Annotated in this window: 19 protein-coding genes; 10 read left to right on the top strand and 9 right to left on the bottom strand. The window is 65.4% G+C overall.

Annotation, left to right across the window (positions count from 1 at the left end):
* The first annotated feature begins 113 nt into the window (after positions 1-113).
* The 3 genes from uvrB to QX041_RS21645 all read left to right on the top strand — a co-directional run bounded on the left by uvrB (position 114) and on the right by QX041_RS21645 (position 4,621).
* A complete protein-coding gene (gene uvrB, locus QX041_RS21655) occupies positions 114-3,395 on the top strand; it encodes an excinuclease ABC subunit UvrB (protein ID WP_316166506.1) in 3,282 nt (1,093 codons plus the stop codon).
* A gap of 146 nt (positions 3,396-3,541) precedes the next feature.
* Positions 3,542-4,330: a DpnI domain-containing protein gene (locus QX041_RS21650; RefSeq protein ID WP_316166505.1), complete on the top strand. Its 789-nt coding sequence runs from the start codon at positions 3,542-3,544 to the stop codon at positions 4,328-4,330.
* A gap of 9 nt (positions 4,331-4,339) precedes the next feature.
* Positions 4,340-4,621 (top strand): hypothetical protein, encoded by a 282-nt coding sequence (locus QX041_RS21645; protein WP_315714092.1) that lies wholly within the window; start codon positions 4,340-4,342, stop codon positions 4,619-4,621.
* 663 nt (positions 4,622-5,284) lie between these two features.
* Here QX041_RS21645 and QX041_RS21640 read toward each other — a convergent pair.
* Positions 5,285-5,677 carry a hypothetical protein gene (locus QX041_RS21640; RefSeq protein WP_315714091.1) on the bottom strand — a complete coding sequence of 131 codons (393 nt, stop codon included), beginning with the start codon at positions 5,675-5,677 and terminating at the stop codon, positions 5,285-5,287.
* Between the two features lie 153 nt (positions 5,678-5,830).
* A complete protein-coding gene (locus QX041_RS21635) occupies positions 5,831-6,052 on the bottom strand; it encodes a hypothetical protein (RefSeq protein WP_315714380.1) in 222 nt (73 codons plus the stop codon).
* A 328-nt stretch (positions 6,053-6,380) separates the two neighbouring features.
* Here QX041_RS21635 and QX041_RS21630 point away from each other — a divergent pair, with 328 nt between their 5' ends.
* The 6 genes from QX041_RS21630 (at position 6,381) to QX041_RS21605 (ending at position 9,768) form a co-directional block, all read left to right on the top strand.
* The gene (locus QX041_RS21630; protein ID WP_315714090.1) at positions 6,381-6,827 is read left to right on the top strand and encodes a nuclear transport factor 2 family protein; all 447 of its coding nucleotides are present in this window, start codon (positions 6,381-6,383) and stop codon (positions 6,825-6,827) included.
* 134 nt (positions 6,828-6,961) lie between these two features.
* Positions 6,962-7,228: a hypothetical protein gene (locus tag QX041_RS21625; protein ID WP_315714089.1), complete on the top strand. Its 267-nt coding sequence runs from the start codon at positions 6,962-6,964 to the stop codon at positions 7,226-7,228.
* 179 nt (positions 7,229-7,407) lie between these two features.
* On the top strand, positions 7,408-7,848 hold the full coding sequence (locus QX041_RS21620) for a nuclear transport factor 2 family protein (protein WP_315714088.1): 441 nt from the start codon (positions 7,408-7,410) through the stop codon (positions 7,846-7,848).
* 130 nt (positions 7,849-7,978) lie between these two features.
* Positions 7,979-8,908 carry a hypothetical protein gene (locus tag QX041_RS21615; RefSeq protein ID WP_315714087.1) on the top strand — a complete coding sequence of 310 codons (930 nt, stop codon included), beginning with the start codon at positions 7,979-7,981 and terminating at the stop codon, positions 8,906-8,908.
* Between the two features lie 151 nt (positions 8,909-9,059).
* On the top strand, positions 9,060-9,473 hold the full coding sequence (locus tag QX041_RS21610; RefSeq protein WP_315714086.1) for a hypothetical protein: 414 nt from the start codon (positions 9,060-9,062) through the stop codon (positions 9,471-9,473).
* A gap of 157 nt (positions 9,474-9,630) precedes the next feature.
* Complete coding sequence (locus QX041_RS21605; RefSeq protein ID WP_315714085.1) at positions 9,631-9,768, top strand: hypothetical protein; 138 nt, start codon at positions 9,631-9,633, stop codon at positions 9,766-9,768.
* A gap of 56 nt (positions 9,769-9,824) precedes the next feature.
* Here the strand turns inward: QX041_RS21605 and QX041_RS21600 are convergent, their stop codons facing one another.
* From QX041_RS21600 to QX041_RS21590, 3 genes are all read right to left on the bottom strand, one after another.
* Positions 9,825-9,974: a hypothetical protein gene (locus QX041_RS21600; protein WP_315714401.1), complete on the bottom strand. Its 150-nt coding sequence runs from the start codon at positions 9,972-9,974 to the stop codon at positions 9,825-9,827.
* Between the two features lie 109 nt (positions 9,975-10,083).
* Complete coding sequence (locus QX041_RS21595) at positions 10,084-10,563, bottom strand: MaoC family dehydratase (RefSeq protein WP_315826178.1); 480 nt, start codon at positions 10,561-10,563, stop codon at positions 10,084-10,086.
* Positions 10,563-11,024, bottom strand: a complete 462-nt coding sequence (locus tag QX041_RS21590) for a MaoC family dehydratase (RefSeq protein ID WP_316166657.1) — start codon at positions 11,022-11,024, stop codon at positions 10,563-10,565. Before QX041_RS21590 ends, QX041_RS21595 begins: the two co-directional genes overlap by 1 nt.
* A gap of 221 nt (positions 11,025-11,245) precedes the next feature.
* Here QX041_RS21590 and QX041_RS21585 point away from each other — a divergent pair, with 221 nt between their 5' ends.
* The gene (locus QX041_RS21585; RefSeq protein WP_315714083.1) at positions 11,246-11,536 is read left to right on the top strand and encodes a DUF4282 domain-containing protein; all 291 of its coding nucleotides are present in this window, start codon (positions 11,246-11,248) and stop codon (positions 11,534-11,536) included.
* Between the two features lie 15 nt (positions 11,537-11,551).
* Here the strand turns inward: QX041_RS21585 and ychF are convergent, their stop codons facing one another.
* From ychF to QX041_RS21565, 4 genes are all read right to left on the bottom strand, one after another.
* Positions 11,552-12,649, bottom strand: coding sequence for a redox-regulated ATPase YchF (gene ychF / locus QX041_RS21580; protein WP_315714082.1), 1,098 nt, complete (start codon positions 12,647-12,649; stop codon positions 11,552-11,554).
* Between the two features lie 41 nt (positions 12,650-12,690).
* Positions 12,691-13,296 (bottom strand): aminoacyl-tRNA hydrolase, encoded by a 606-nt coding sequence (pth, locus tag QX041_RS21575; RefSeq protein ID WP_315714081.1) that lies wholly within the window; start codon positions 13,294-13,296, stop codon positions 12,691-12,693.
* Between the two features lie 72 nt (positions 13,297-13,368).
* Positions 13,369-14,058 (bottom strand): 50S ribosomal protein L25/general stress protein Ctc, encoded by a 690-nt coding sequence (locus tag QX041_RS21570; RefSeq protein ID WP_315714080.1) that lies wholly within the window; start codon positions 14,056-14,058, stop codon positions 13,369-13,371.
* A 185-nt stretch (positions 14,059-14,243) separates the two neighbouring features.
* Positions 14,244-14,534: an accessory factor UbiK family protein gene (locus QX041_RS21565; protein ID WP_315714079.1), complete on the bottom strand. Its 291-nt coding sequence runs from the start codon at positions 14,532-14,534 to the stop codon at positions 14,244-14,246.
* Positions 14,535-14,781 lie beyond the last annotated feature (247 nt).

Genomic DNA, 14,781 nt, shown 5'->3' with positions numbered 1-14,781 from the left:
TTTCGGGAGCAGTGCGTCTCGATGCCTGCTGCTGCCACCATGCTGTCAGCAAGGCTGGTGCGCGGCGCCCGATCACTCTTTCAACTCGGCGCCATCCGTCCCATATTCGGGCCATGGCGAAGACCCCCGACACTCCCAAGAAGCCAGGCCGAACCCCGAAATCGAAAGCGCACCGGCCCGACGTGCAGCCGATCGCGCCCGCGCTCGCCGAGCTGCTCAATCCCGCCATCAACCGCGGCGAGAGCGGCATCGGTTCCTCAACGGGACTGAAGCCGCCGCCGGACAATTCCTGGGACCGCCGCAGCGGCGGCGAGGCCGCCGCGCACCGCGCGCGGGCGTCGACGCGCGGCAAGAGCGCTGAGGTTGCGACGGGCGATGCCTCGGCGCGGTCCATGCCGCTGCGGCCGAATCCGCAGCCGGTGGGTGGACGTTCATCGTCAAACAACGATCCGTCGCATGGCCCGCCCCCACCCAACCCTCCCCCGCACGCGGGGGAGGGCTCCAGGCGGCAGGCGCCGCGTGCCGGCGCCAGCGATGATGCCGAGACTGCGCCGCTAGCGTCCCCTCCCCCGCGTGCGGGGGAGGGCCAGGGTGGGGGCCTCCCTCCGCAGCATCACCCCCTCGGGGCGGATGACGCCGCCTCAGCCTCCGGACTCGCCGAAGCGCCGCAAGCCAATTACGGCACCGCCGCCACCATCCCGACGCTCGATCCGGAACTGGCGCGGCAGCTCGGCCTGCCCACCGCCGAGGACGACGAGGAGGCGCTCGCCCGGCCGCCGCGCAACAAGATGGAGGCGCTCGGCGTCAAGGCCACGGCGGAAGCGCTGGAGTCGCTGATCCGCGAGGGCCGTCCCGAGTTCCGCAAGGACGACGGCTCGGTCAAAGTGTGGACGCCGCACCGGCCGCCGCGCCCCGAGAAGTCGGAAGGCGGCGTCCGCTTCGAGATCAAGTCGGCCTATGAGCCGAAGGGCGACCAGCCGCAGGCGATCAAGGAGCTGGTCGAGGGCATCGCGCGCAACGACCGCACCCAGGTGCTGCTCGGCGTCACCGGCTCCGGCAAGACCTACACCATGGCGAAGGTGATCGAGGCGACGCAGCGCCCGGCCATCATCCTGGCGCCGAACAAGACGCTCGCCGCGCAGCTCTATGGCGAGTTCAAGAGCTTCTTCCCCGACAACGCGGTCGAGTATTTCGTCTCCTATTACGACTACTACCAGCCCGAGGCCTACGTCCCGCGCACCGACACCTACATCGAGAAGGATTCCTCGATCAACGAGCAGATCGACCGGATGCGCCACGCCGCGACGCGCGCCCTGCTCGAGCGCGACGACGTCATCATCGTCGCCTCGGTGTCGTGCATCTACGGTATCGGCTCGGTCGAGACCTACACCGCGATGACCTTCGCGCTGAAGAAGGGCGAGCGCATCGACCAGCGCCAGCTCATCGCCGACCTCGTCGCTTTGCAATACAAGCGCACCCAGCACGATTTCACCCGCGGCACCTTTCGCGTGCGGGGCGACGTCATCGACATCTTCCCGGCGCACTATGAGGACCGCGCCTGGCGCGTGAACCTGTTCGGCGACACCGTGGAGAACATCGAGGAGTTCGATCCGCTCACCGGCCACAAGCAGGACGAACTGGAGTTCATCAAGGTCTACGCCAATTCGCACTATGTAACGCCGCGCCCGACTTTGGTGCAGGCGATGAAGTCGATCAAATCCGAGTTGAAGATGCGGCTCGACCAGCTGCATGCGCAGGGCCGCCTGCTCGAGGCGCAGCGGCTGGAGCAGCGCACCACCTTCGATCTGGAGATGATGGAGGCGACCGGCAGTTGCGCCGGCATCGAGAACTACTCACGCTATCTCACCGGCCGGCTGCCCGGCGAGCCGCCGCCGACCTTGTTCGAATACGTCCCCGACAATGCGCTGGTGTTCGCCGACGAGAGCCACGTCACGGTCCCGCAGATCGGCGGCATGTTCCGCGGCGACTTCCGCCGCAAGGCGACCCTGGCCGAATACGGCTTCCGCCTGCCGTCCTGCATGGACAACCGCCCGCTGCGCTTCGAGGAATGGGACATGATGCGGCCGCAGACCGTGGCGGTGTCGGCGACCCCCGGCGGCTGGGAGCTGAACGAGGCCGGCGGCGTGTTCGTCGAGCAGGTCATCCGCCCGACCGGACTGATTGATCCCCCCGTCGACATCCGCCCCGCGCGCACCCAGGTCGACGATCTGCTCGGCGAGGTCCGCGCCACCGCGCAGGCCGGCTACCGCTCGCTGATCACGGTGCTGACCAAGCGCATGGCCGAGGACCTCACCGAATATCTGCACGAGCAGGGCATCCGCGTCCGCTACATGCATTCGGACATCGACACCATCGAGCGCATCGAGATCATCCGTGACTTGCGCCTCGGCGCGTTCGACGCGCTGGTCGGCATCAACCTGCTGCGCGAGGGCCTCGACATTCCCGAATGCGCGCTGGTCGCGATCCTCGACGCCGACAAGGAAGGTTTTCTGCGCAGCGAGACGTCGCTGATCCAGACCATCGGCCGCGCCGCGCGCAACGTCGACGGCAAGGTGATCCTCTACGCCGATCAGATGACCGGCTCGATGGAGCGCGCCATCGCCGAGACCAACCGCCGCCGCGAGAAGCAGGTGGAGTACAACACGGCCCATGGCATCACGCCGGAGAGCGTCAAGAAGTCGATCGGCGACATCCTCAACTCGGTCTACGAGCGCGACCACGTGCTGATCGAGACCGGCGGCGGCACCACCACCGACGACGTCATCTCGATCGGCCACAATTTCGAGGCGGTGCTGGCCGATCTCGAAACCCGGATGCGCGAAGCCGCCGCCGATTTGAACTTCGAGGAAGCCGCCCGCCTCCGCGACGAGGTCAAGCGCCTCCGCGCCACCGAGCTCGCCGTCGTCGACGACCCCACCGCCAAGCAGCGCACCGTGCAGAGCAAGGCGGGCAGCTACGCCGGCGCCAAGAAATACGGCGACGCCGCCAATCTCCCGACCACGGCGATGAAGGGCCGTGGCGCTGCGGCACGCGCTGGCGGCTCCTCTTCACCCTCCCCTGGAGGGGGAGGGTCGGCCGCCAAAGGCGGCCGGGGTGGGGTGAAGCCCCGCGACCCGCTCGCGCCGTCCCTCGACGACATCATCAGCGGCGGCCCAAGCACCGGCTCCAAAGTCCACAAGCCGCATCTCGACGAGATGCACGGCCCGGAATCCCTGCCCTACCGCCCCAACGCCAAGCTGCCGCCAAAGCCATTCGGCAGCAGCAGCAAGATCATCCAGCCCACCAACTCCCGCGAGTCCGGCCCCGAATTCGGCCCGGCTCCGCGCTCGACCGGTGGCGCGCCGGGAAAGCGCGGCGGGTGGAAGAAGCGGTGAGGTGTAAACCTTCTCGCCGCCTCATTGCGAGGAGCGACAACGACGAAGCAATCCAGTCCATGCACTTGGCCTGATCTGGATTGCTTCGCTTCGCCGCTTCGCTCGCAATGACCTCCGGTCCCGCGATCTCGACTGGAATACATATGATGTTGAGCTACTCTGCTCACATGAAACTCGGCTTCGAAGAATCCCAGACCGCCTACACCAGCGGCACGCAGAAGGCGCGGGCGTGGACCGAGGCGTGGGTTGGCGCGCAAGTCTATTGTCCGAACTGCGGCCAGTCGAACATGACGCAGTTTCCAAACAACAGCCCGCTGGCGGATTTTCTCTGTAAAGCCTGCAGCGAAGAATTCGAGCTGAAGAGCCAGAAGAAGGCATTCGGCGCCAAGGTCGCCGAAGGCGCCTATGGGACGAAGTGCGAGCGGCTGGCCGCCAGCAACAATCCCAATCTCCTGCTGATGAACTATGACCGTGACACCCGGTCGGTCATCAACCTCTTCGTCGTGCCGAAGCATTTCTTCGTCCGCGATATCATCGAGCAGCGCAAGCCGCTCGCGGCGACCGCGCGGCGCGCGGGGTGGGTCGGCTCGAACATTCTTCTCGATCGCGTTCCCGAGTCGGGCAAGATTCACATCGTGCAGAATGGCGTCGTCCGCGCCAAGGAGCTAGTGCTGCAGGAATGGAGCCGGACGCTCTTCCTCCGCAAGGAATCCCTGGATGCGCGCGGATGGCTGATCGAGGTGCTGAAATGCGTCGAGTCGCTCGGCAAGCCGGAATTCACGCTCGATGATGTCTACGCTTTCGACCGCCATCTCAGCCTGCTCTATCCCGGCAACCAGAACGTCCGGCCAAAAATCCGCCAGCAGCTCCAGGTCCTGCGCGATCAGGGATTCCTGGAGTTCGTAGCGCGCGGCCGCTATCGTTTGAAGACATGAGGTCCGGCAATGGCCTGGTTCTTGAACTTCTATCGCTGTGAACGTTGCGCGCAGGCCTGGACCGATGAATGGTCGTGCATGTGCGACGACGAGTGTCCTCATTGCGGCGCCCGCGACATGTCTCCGTCCCGGAGCGAGGACCTGACAGAGCTGATTTTGAGAAATGAGGATTGCTTTGTCGTCCTGCGATCGGCTGATGACGCCGAGGACGAGCCGTCCTATGAAGAGCTCGGGCGGTTCTCGAGCCGAGCCAAAGCGGAAGAATTTCTCGCGGCGTCGGACCCAAATTAGGGTGCCCTTCACGAAATCCATCAGACGGCCCGCCAGACAACGCGAGAGATGAAGCGCGCATATTCCGGAAAAAATAAACTTCTTGCGAATTATCAGAAATCATGATTATCTCCTCGCATCCCGCCTCACCGCAGAGGGGCGTAGCGCGCGATCGTCACGACACGCGAGGCGGGGATGCGATGGCCGCGAGAGATCGCAGCATTCTCTTCGACGAGGGTGCCGACGAACGATCGCTTGCGGACGTGAAGTCGCAGCGTCCTGATACCCCGACGCTGGTATCAACCCGGCGCAATGCGAGCGCATGGCGCTGGGGATGGTGGCCAACAAGCCCGGCGCACCAGGGAGACTGCGTATAAGCGTGAAGACCGTCGCGCAGGGAATGCCGGTTGAATCGGCTTTGCCTGTGGTACCTGCCGCCTGCATTTTTTTCGCAGGCGGGCCATGGGTGAGGCCTTCACCCGGCATTCCCTGCGCCCTCTGCACTCACGAGGGCCACGCGGATCGCATCACTCGGGCATCCCATGCCGCGAGACCGCGCCGTCATGTCCCGGACTCTCTTCGGCTGTTTGAATCGTAAATGAGTTCTCCCCTCCGCCGTCGTCCTAGGCAAGCTGCGACGAGCGACAGCGCCGCGCCCATCCATCGTGAGGAGGCGATGCCGGCTCATCCCATCGCCAGCACCGCGACCGACAGCAGCGCCAGCATCACGGTCGAGCCCAGGAGCTGCAGCGATGCCTCGGGCTGCGTGCGCCAGCGCAGCACCTTGTCGGCGAGGCCCAGCGTCGCGTCGTAGAAATCAGCCGCGTAGGCCTGCTTGAGCACGCGCTGAAAGCGCGGCCCCGCAGCGGAAGTCATCAGCACGTGGATGATGGTCGCGCTCGCGACGAAGCCGATGATGCCGGGCCGCAGCGCCGTGCTGTGCGCCAGCTTGAGGATCAGCGCGGCGCCGGCATAGGTTGGAATGGCCTGGAACAGCGCGGTCAGCGCCATGCCTTCGAAGAGGTTGAGCAGCGGCGCCTTCGGCGCGGAGGTGCTGGGAGAGGCGACGGTGAGCATGGCCCGGACATCCGGTTGCGGCGGTCCTCGGCGAGGACCAGACCGCTCCCGTCTAACCGGCACGCCGGAGGAGGACCGTGAGCCCCGTCACGCGAGGCCATCGCCGCCGGCTGGGATGAGGGCACGCCGAGGACGGTCGACGCGCGGCATCGATTAGGTCCGGCCCTGCCCGTTCACCTGGCCCTGCTGCTGCTGACGCTCCTGCTCCTTGGCGCGGTGACGGCCATAGAGGCAGCCGGCGGCGGCGCCGAGCACGCCGTGATGACCGGCATAGTGGCCGGCCACGCCGCCGACGATGGCGCCCTTGATGCACCCCTTGGCCTCGGCGGCCTGCGTCGACAGCAGCGCCAGCGCTGCGACGGAGGCGGCCAGCATGGTCTTCGTGATCGACATCGTCATGATCGAGCTCCGCAAGAATGGTGCGAGGTAACGGCGACGCGGCGGGGCGGTTCCCGCCTCGCAACCGGCATGACGCATTGCGCGAACCTTATCGCGCGCGGTGATGACCCAAGAGCTGAGAAATGAGCTGAGAGATGAGCCGAGAGTGGGCTGAGACATGATCGTGACGCGATCACTCGCCAAGCTTCCGTTCACCGTACCGGCGCATTGAGCCGGCCGACGGTCACACAGGTGGTTGACGGCCGTCCGCCGGCATCTCCAGAACGAGATCGCCGACGCGGACATTCCCGTCAGTGGAGACAGGATGATCGAGCACATCAACAAGCAGCGCGTGCGCAAGCTGCTCGAGGCCCATGCCGCCGGCGATTTCGACAACGTGCTGGCGCATTGCACCGACGACCTCGAGCACTTCGCCTCGGCGCCGATCGACATCTTCCCCCATCTCGGCGGCCGCCGGGGCAAGGCCGAGGTGCGGCAGATGTGGGAGACGGCGCGCAGCCGCTATGCCGAGGTCCGGCACGAGATCAAGACCATGATCTGCGAAGGCGACCAGGTCGCCGTGGATCTGCGCATCTTCCTGCGCAAGCGCGACAACGACCGCATCGTGCAATACGACCTCGCCGCCTTCTACACGCTGCGCGACGGCCGCATCGCCCGCATCCGCGAGATCATGGACACCTACGACCTGGTGCAGCAGGTGCTGGAATGCGATCTCAGCCGGCTGCTGATCGCGGGCGCCGCCCGGCCCTGAGGCCGGCACGGCCGTGGCGGACCAGGGCCTGGACCAGCCGATCACGCAAACGTCACCACCGGCGGCCTCGTCGCCTTGAACCTGTGGCCCGGGCTCCGCACCCCATGAGCGGTGGTATACGGGGCATCGGTGACATGAGAATAGCATTCCTGGCGATGGCCGGACTGGTGATGGGCGTCGTCGGCGGCGCGACGATCGGAGTAGGGCTTGGACTGGCCTGGATCGAGCTGTTCAACACCAGCGAATTCGAAGGCTATGCGGGCATGCTGGTGTTCTTCACCTTCATGCCGCTCGGCGCCCTGATCGGCGGCCTCGCCGGCGCCACCCTGTTCGGCATGGCCGCCTTCCGCGACCACGAGGTCGCGATCGCGCAGCAGCGCATGCAGCATGAAGGGCGTTAGGGCGCGGCGACCGGCGGTCGCGCGCATTTGTGCAATGCAAAAACAGCCGTTGCGCGCGCAGGTGGTTGATTTATGTGAGGCTCAAGAGAGATAGATTCGGCGCCCCGGCGCGACGTCCGTTGCGACGTCGCCTTGAGGCCGGCGCGCCTCCTTGCAAGCCAGTTCAGGATCCCGAGCCGATGACGGAGCACAGCCTCTGGCGTCTGTCGCGCGCATTGCATGGCGCGATCAACGACCGCCGTTTCGACGATTTCGCCGAGCTTCTCGATGACGACATCGACTGGGCCATCTACGGCCCGATCGACATGTTTCCCTTCCTCGGCGCGCGGCACGGCCGCGCCGCCGTGCTCGACGCCGTCAGGCAGATCGCGGACAATGTGAGCATCCGCCGGCTGGAGCGCGAGACCTTGATGCTGGACGAGACCAGCGCGGCGACCATGGTCCGCTGCGCGATGACGGCGCAGGATTCCGACAAGCCGATCACGGCGCGGCTCGCGCAATTCATGCAATTCCGCGCCGGCAAGCTCGCGCGGCTGCGGATCCTGATCGATACGTTCGATCTGGTCGAGCAGACGCTCGGCCGCCCCATCGACCTGCCGCGCATCGGCAGCTTCGCCTGAGCCCGCCGGCGTGTTGGATTGTGGTCACACTCACCGGCAACCCAACAGATCGTGACTGGCGCAGCCATAATTTTGCGCCAAGATTCCACCATATTCCGGCACACAGGTTCGGGCGGCGGGGGTTGCTCTCATGACATCGTATGGTTGCGCGCTGGCGGTTTTCACGGCCGGCTTCGGCCTTCTTGCGTCCGCCGCGCCGGCCCAGACGCTGATGCAGGCGCCGCAGCCGCTGCAGATCACACCCTGGCAGCAGATCGCGCCGGAGCCGGAGGACGAGGACAAGTCCGAGGACCAGGCAGCGGCCGACCCGATGAAGGACATCGACGTCGAGAAGCTCGACTGGAGCCAGCTCGCGATCGACGACACCACCTTCCTCGACCGTCCCGAAGCCGCCGCGGCGGCGAAGCGCAAGGCCGCCGCAGAGAAGGCCGCCGCGCTCGACTGGTCGAACCAGAACAAGGGCAGCCTCGCCTCGGGCGTGTCGGTCAAGCAGTCGGTATCGCCGTTCTGGGACGCCCGCGTCGGCGCCGACATGACGGTCGCGCGGCAGCCGACCACGATGTCGGAATTGCTGGCGGAGAAGGCCGAGAACGGCGGCAATGCTCCGGAATCCGGCGGCTCGGCCTGGGCGGCCGTCACCGCGCCGGGGGCCGGCTCGATCTGGGACAAGACCGCCATCGAGGCCCGCGTCGATCCCGGATCCGATCACAGCCGGCTCGGCACCACCATCACCAAGGCGGTGCCGATCGATCACTACAATCTGACCCTGCAGAACGGCTACAACGTCACCCAGCAGGGCATGGTGCCGATTCCCGGCGCGGCGCCGAAGACCACCAGCCGCAGCTTCGACACCGAGCAGTCCGCCAAGCTCTCGATCGGCGACACCGGCACCAGCGTCACCGCCGGCCAGACCCTGTCGTCGAGCGACGACAAATGGCTGCGCAAGGTCGGCGCGGAGCAGAAGCTGTCGGATGGTCTCAGCATCTCCGGCTCAGTCAGCGAGACCGCGCAGGGCGGCACCAGCAAGAGCATCTCGGCCGGCTTCAAGCGGAGCTGGTGACGTTCACCATTGCGGCAGCCCGCCACGAATGATCGAACGTTCGCCGCAGCTTCGCCGCGGTGCGGCCCAATTTGGCCGCACTGATAGGCTTTGAGAAGTTCGTCGTGCGGGGACACCGCGCTCGCTTGAACGCGAAATGAGGAATTAGCCGATGAATGTCATTCGTCCGGACAAGATCGATGGAACTGAAGCCGAGCTGGATACGGATCTGGCCGCGGTCTCCGAAGTCGAGGCCGGCATTCGTGATTTCGTCCGTAACGATATCGCCTATCTGCGCCGCCCCAATGCGGCCGCCACGGCCGAGGCCTCGATCGATGCCGATGCAGCAGTGAACAGCGTCACCACGCTGATCCAGCGCGTCGCCGGCACCTCGCTGTCGGAGATCGAGAACCTGATCGGAGAGCTCGAGAGCCTGCGCGAACTGCTGCATGCCGAGGGCCAGCGGGTGCAGCGCGAGATCGCGAGCTATGCGCAGCTCAGCCAGGCGGCGATGAAGTCGACCCGGGCGATCGCCGAGAACGTCACGCAGTGGAAGCGCGCCGCCGACGGCCTGCGCAGCAGCTGAACGTTCTTGCCGGATCTTGAAGAGGACCGCCGTGCGAGGCATCGCGCGGCGGTTTTCGTCTTTGCAGCGCCGCGTCCTTGAACGCGCTCCGGCCCTCCCGCGACCAACTTCCGCCGCTCTCGTGGCGGGCAGGTTGCGTCAGGGGGATGTCGCTCTCATGGAAACGATCCGGCCGCACAACACCGATCCGATTCCTCTGCGGCCCAAGCCTCAGCGGATCGGGACCATCATGGTCAGTTTCGTCGGTTTGCTGGTGGTGGCGATGGCGATCATGGTGCTCATCTGGAGCCGCTAGATCGCCTCTACGAACAGGACCGCGTGGTCCGTTCTGGTTAACAAGTAGTTAAACCGTCACTCGTTGATCGTCGCTGACGTCTCGAGCGAATACGATCCGTCCGCGTAGCCCTTCACGACCATTCCCGTCGCGAGCATCACCGCGAGCGTCACGCTGGCAAAGATAAAGCCGAGGAGTTTCAGACCACCGCGATCTGCCATACTCATCCCCCACATCCTGATCCCTGATTGGCTGTCTTATAGAGTCGGAGTTCAGAATGCGTTAGCGCGAAGTTCGTTCCGCGCCGACAATCCTACGAAGCGTGACCTTTTCGCCTCAACCGTTGTTCCGTCGAGGGACGAAGGCCGACGCAAGCACAGAGAACACCAGCTCGTCGCGCTGATTGATGCCGGTATTGCGCGCCTGCAGGATGCCCCACTCCGGGCGCGAGGCCGACTCGCGAAGCGAATCAATCTCGCTCGAGAAGCTGATCGTATCTCCTGCAAGCACCGGCTTGTGCCAGCGCAGATCACGGAAGCCGGGAGAAGGACCTCCGAGAGCGATCGGCTCGCCACGCGTGCGCGCGATCTCCAGCAGTCGCTGATTGTCCGCGACGATCAGCTTCATGCAGACCGAGCCGATGTGCCATCCCGATGCCGCGAGCCCGCCGAACAGCGACCGGCGGCCCTCTTCCTCGTCGAGATGAAAGCGCTGCGGATCGAATTGAATGGCAAAGCGCTTAATCTCTTCGGCAGTGAACGTGTAGGAGCCGAGCTCGCGGCGCTGGCCGACCTGAAGATCCTCGAAAAAGCGCATCAGCCCACCTGCCCGCGGCTCTCACGGCGCTCGACGATGATGGGAGAAACCATCTCGCAAAGTCTCATGCCAGCCTTGTTGCGCACGCTGCATTTGAAGGTGACGATCCCGGTCGACGGACGGCTCCGCGACACCCGCGCTTCCAGAACCTCCACATCGAGCATCAGCTCATCGTCAGGACGCAGCGGCGACAGCCACCGGACCTCGTTGACGCCCGGCGAGCCGAGCGAAGCGGTGCGGCCGATGAAGCCGTCGAACATCATGCGCATCATCAGCGAGCAGAGGTGCCAGCCCGAGCCGGACAGACCCTTGAGCATCGACTGCGAGGCAGCCAGTTCGTCCAGATGCATCGGCTGCGGATCAAACTCAGACGCGAAGGCGATGATCTCGTCGCGGGTGACGTGTCGCGGGCCGAAGCTGACGAACGGGCCTTGCGGAAAATCTTCGAAGGTGAGGGTCATGAGGTTGGGAATGGCTGAAAGAAGCCCGATTGTGGCCGCACTTTGCAGCAATCACAACCGGGCCGCTCGCATGGCTGACGCCCGGTCCAGTCGCAAGAGAGTGCCAGAAGGCGCCATATACCGGAACGAATTCGGCTGCCGCCGATGCCGTCTGGCGCGCAATTCGAACACGACTTAAAGACGGATTTGACGACCGATTCGGACGTGGCCGGGGGATCAAGATGTTGGAATTTCGCGATTTGTTCCAGTGGGACCGCTTCATCACGCCCACCATCATCAAGACGTTCTATTGGCTCGTGATTGCGCTGATCATCCTGTCGGGAATTCGCGGCATTTTCACGGGCCTCTCCGAAATGGCGATCAGCCCGTTCGGCGGTTTCCTGATGCTGTTGTCGTCGCTCGCCGGCATCATCGTCGGCATGGTGTTCTCGCGCATCATCGCCGAGTTCGTGCTGATCGTCTTCCGCATCAACGAGCATCTCGGCGCGATCCGCGAGCAGGGGCGGATGTAGCCGCCCCGCACGGCCTTAGTTGTTGAAGCGGAAGTGCATGACGTCGCCGTCGGCGACGACATACTCCTTGCCTTCGAGGCGCAGCTTGCCACCCTCGCGGGCGCCCGCCTCGCCGCCGAGCGCGACATAGTCGGCATAGGCGATGGTTTCGGCGCGGATGAAGCCCTTCTCGAAATCGGTGTGAATGACGCCGGCCGCCGCCGGCGCCTTGGTGCCGCGGTGAATGGTCCAGGCGCGCGCTTCCTTCGGACCGACCGTAAAGTAGGTGATCAGGTCGAGCAGCTGATAGCCGGCGCGGATGAGCCGATCGAGACCTGCCTCTTCGAGCCCGAGCGTCTCCAGGAAATCCACTCGCTCCTCGCGCGACAGCGTCGCAATCTCGGACTCGATCTTGGCCGAGATCACGACGGCGACCGCGCCCTCCTCCTTGGCGCGCTCAAACACCGCCTTTGAGAAGCTGTTGCCGTCCTTGGCCGAGCCTTCCTCGACATTGCAGACGTAGAGCACGGGCTTGGAGGTGAGCAGTCCGAGCATGCCGAAGGCGCGCTCCTCCTCCGGCTTGCGCTCCAGCAGCCGCGCGGGCTTGCCGTCGCGCAGCAGCACCAGAGCACGGGTGACCAGCTCGTACTGCTCCTTGGCGTCCTTGTCGCCGCCCTTGGCCTTCTTGGCGAGGTTGTCGACCCGCTTCTCGAGGCTGTCGAGATCGGACAGCATCAGCTCGGTTTCGATGGTCTCGATGTCGGCGAGCGGGGCGATCTTGCCCTCGACATGGGTGATGTCGGAATCCTCGAAGCAGCGCACGACATGCGCGATCGCGTCGACCTCGCGGATGTTGGCGAGAAACTGGTTGCCGAGGCCTTCACCCTTGGAGGCGCCGCGCACCAGGCCGGCGATGTCGACGAAGGTCAGCCGCGTCGGAATGATCTGGCCCGACTTGGCGATCGCCGCAAGCTTCTCGAGCCTGGGGTCTGGCACCGCGACCTCGCCGACATTCGGCTCGATGGTGCAGAACGGATAGTTCGCGGCCTGCGCCGCCGCCGTCTCCGTCAGCGCGTTGAACAGCGTCGACTTGCCGACGTTGGGCAAGCCGACGATCCCGCATTTGAATCCCATGATCCGTCTCGCATCCTCTTGAGGCGAGGGCCCGGGGCGCCTTACGCGGCGCCGGCATCGCCCTTGTCCAGAAAACCTTTGGCCTGCAGCGCCAGATGCACCTTGTTGGCGAAGGTGGAGTCGCGCTTGCCCGTCAACAAACCCGCATTGTCGGCCACCGCCTCGCACAGCGCCTCGACCCAGGGCATGTCGGACTTGGCGAAGTCCGACAGCACATGGCCGTGCACCAATTCCTTGACGCCGGGATGACCGATGCCGAGCCGGACGCGGCGATAGTCGTTGCCGAGATGCGCCGAGATCGAGCGCAACCCGTTATGGCCGGCAATGCCGCCGCCGACCTTCACGCGCAGCTTGCCCGGCGACAATTCCAGCTCATCCTGAAACACCGTGACGTCGCCGACGCCGAGCTTGAAGAAGCTGGCCGCTTCCTGCACGGCGCGGCCGGATTCGTTCATATAGGTCGTGGGCTTGAGCAGGATGACGCGCTCGGAGTCGAGCGTGCCTTCCGAGGTCTCGCCCTGAAACCTGCGTCGCCACGGCGAAAAGCGGTGACGCCGCGCGATCTCGTCAACGGCCATGAAGCCGATATTGTGCCGGTTGCGCGCATATTTCGCGCCGGGATTGCCGAGGCCGACAAACAGCAGCATGACGCGGCATCCGCCCCCGCCGTCGCTTCGAGAAGCACGGGACCCGCCCGTGCTTCCCAGAAGCGGAACGGCTTACTTCTTCTTGTCGCCGCCAGCCGGCGCCTTGGCAGCGGCCGCGGGAGCCTTCGCAGCGGCAGCCGGAGCAGCAGCAGCGGGCGCCGCTGCGGCGCCAGCAGCCGCCTTCTGCTCCTCGCCATAGCCCGACGGCGGCACGATGGTGACGAGCGTCGCGTCGTCGCGCGAGAGCGTCTTCACACCGGTCGGCAGCTTGACATCGGAGATGTGCAGCGAGTGGTTGATCTCGAGCGCGCTGACATCGGCCTCGATGTACTGCGGAATGTTCTCCGCGAGGCACTCGAGCTCGAGCGTGTGGGTCACGATGTTGACCGTGCCGCCGCGCTTGACGCCCGGCGCGCCTTCCGAGCCCACCACATGCAGCGGCACGCTGACGCGAATGGTCGCGCCCTGGCCGAGCCGCATGAAGTCGACGTGGATCGGGAAGTCCTTGACCGGATCGAGGTGGAAGTCGCGCGGGATCACCCGGTGCTTCTTGCCGTCGAGGGTGACGTCGAAGATCGTGGTCAGAAACCGGCCTGCGAGGATGCGCTGGCGCAGCTCGCGGTCTTCCACCGAGATCGGCAGCGGGGGCTGGTTGTCTCCATAAATCACTCCGGGCACTCTCCCGGCGCGACGCTCTGCCCGTGCGGCCCCCTTGCCGACTGACGGACGGGCGGTCGCCTTCAGTTCTCTGACGGTCGCCATCGTGTTAAGTCCTTGTTTTAAAAAGTTAAAGGCCGCAATGCGGCCCGTTGCTGGACGTCCTTCGGCAAGCCTCCAGGGGTGCGGGGGCCGCGGACGTGGCGGCGTTCTAGCGGCAAACCCGGGAAATGACAAGGAAATGAAGGGGCCGCCTGCCCCTCCCGTCCCAGGGCGACCCGGCCGCGGCGTCAGCCATCCGCGCTGCCGGCGCCCGGCGGCGTGCCGGCCGCACCACCCAGCTTGGCTTCCAGCGCCGCGATCCGCGCCTTCAGCGCCTCGTTCTCCTCGCGGGCGAGCCGGGCCATGTCCTTGACCGCCTCGAACTCCTCGCGCTTCACGATGTCCAGGTCGTTCAGGATCTTCTCCGCCTGGTTGCGGATGACGGAATCGACCTCCCGCTTCATGCCCTGGGCGGCACCTGCGGCATCGTTCATCAGGCGGCCGAGTTCGTCGAAAAACCGGTTGTTGGTCTGGGTCATGTGAGAAACTCCGCGTCCCGCGACGAGCAAGATAATGGAAGACAGAATGGCGATCCCTGTCGCCGCCCGCAAGATGGGCCGTCTTGTCATGCCTTGGTTTCCTTGTCATCGTACTTGTTGCGCCGGCCCGCGGCGCTGGTATGAGCAGCCCTGAGATCACATCGCGCCGCGCCCGTTCATGTGGCGGGGCTCGTTCGAAGCCCGCATCGCCCGGGGGCTTCCGGAAGCGGGACGCCGTGTCCACGAA

Source organism: Bradyrhizobium sp. SZCCHNRI2009 (assembly GCF_032485115.1).
Classification (GTDB): Bacteria; Pseudomonadota; Alphaproteobacteria; order Rhizobiales; family Xanthobacteraceae; genus Bradyrhizobium.
The sequence above is the reverse complement of the archived record's forward strand: the minus strand, read 5'-3'. Positions and strand labels throughout refer to the sequence as shown.

Bases quoted from the DNA above. Each gene is read 5' to 3' on its own strand.
- QX041_RS21570 (WP_315714080.1), bottom strand. From the start codon at position 14,058: ATGGCGACCGTCAGAGAACTGAAGGCGACCGCCCGTCCGTCAGTCGGC.
- QX041_RS21640 (WP_315714091.1), bottom strand. From the start codon at position 5,677: ATGCTCACCGTCGCCTCTCCCAGCACCTCCGCGCCGAAGGCGCCGCTG.
- pth (WP_315714081.1), bottom strand. From the start codon at position 13,296: ATGCTGCTGTTTGTCGGCCTCGGCAATCCCGGCGCGAAATATGCGCGC.
- QX041_RS21620 (WP_315714088.1), top strand. From the start codon at position 7,408: ATGACGGAGCACAGCCTCTGGCGTCTGTCGCGCGCATTGCATGGCGCG.
- QX041_RS21595 (WP_315826178.1), bottom strand. From the start codon at position 10,563: ATGCGCTTTTTCGAGGATCTTCAGGTCGGCCAGCGCCGCGAGCTCGGC.
- QX041_RS21635 (WP_315714380.1), bottom strand. From the start codon at position 6,052: ATGCTGGCCGCCTCCGTCGCAGCGCTGGCGCTGCTGTCGACGCAGGCC.
- QX041_RS21625 (WP_315714089.1), top strand. From the start codon at position 6,962: ATGAGAATAGCATTCCTGGCGATGGCCGGACTGGTGATGGGCGTCGTC.
- QX041_RS21645 (WP_315714092.1), top strand. From the start codon at position 4,340: ATGGCCTGGTTCTTGAACTTCTATCGCTGTGAACGTTGCGCGCAGGCC.
- QX041_RS21650 (WP_316166505.1), top strand. From the start codon at position 3,542: ATGTTGAGCTACTCTGCTCACATGAAACTCGGCTTCGAAGAATCCCAG.
- QX041_RS21615 (WP_315714087.1), top strand. From the start codon at position 7,979: ATGACATCGTATGGTTGCGCGCTGGCGGTTTTCACGGCCGGCTTCGGC.
- uvrB (WP_316166506.1), top strand. From the start codon at position 114: ATGGCGAAGACCCCCGACACTCCCAAGAAGCCAGGCCGAACCCCGAAA.
- QX041_RS21565 (WP_315714079.1), bottom strand. From the start codon at position 14,534: ATGACCCAGACCAACAACCGGTTTTTCGACGAACTCGGCCGCCTGATG.
- QX041_RS21630 (WP_315714090.1), top strand. From the start codon at position 6,381: ATGATCGAGCACATCAACAAGCAGCGCGTGCGCAAGCTGCTCGAGGCC.
- QX041_RS21590 (WP_316166657.1), bottom strand. From the start codon at position 11,024: ATGACCCTCACCTTCGAAGATTTTCCGCAAGGCCCGTTCGTCAGCTTC.
- QX041_RS21605 (WP_315714085.1), top strand. From the start codon at position 9,631: ATGGAAACGATCCGGCCGCACAACACCGATCCGATTCCTCTGCGGCCC.
- QX041_RS21600 (WP_315714401.1), bottom strand. From the start codon at position 9,974: ATGAGTATGGCAGATCGCGGTGGTCTGAAACTCCTCGGCTTTATCTTT.
- ychF (WP_315714082.1), bottom strand. From the start codon at position 12,649: ATGGGATTCAAATGCGGGATCGTCGGCTTGCCCAACGTCGGCAAGTCG.
- QX041_RS21585 (WP_315714083.1), top strand. From the start codon at position 11,246: ATGTTGGAATTTCGCGATTTGTTCCAGTGGGACCGCTTCATCACGCCC.
- QX041_RS21610 (WP_315714086.1), top strand. From the start codon at position 9,060: ATGAATGTCATTCGTCCGGACAAGATCGATGGAACTGAAGCCGAGCTG.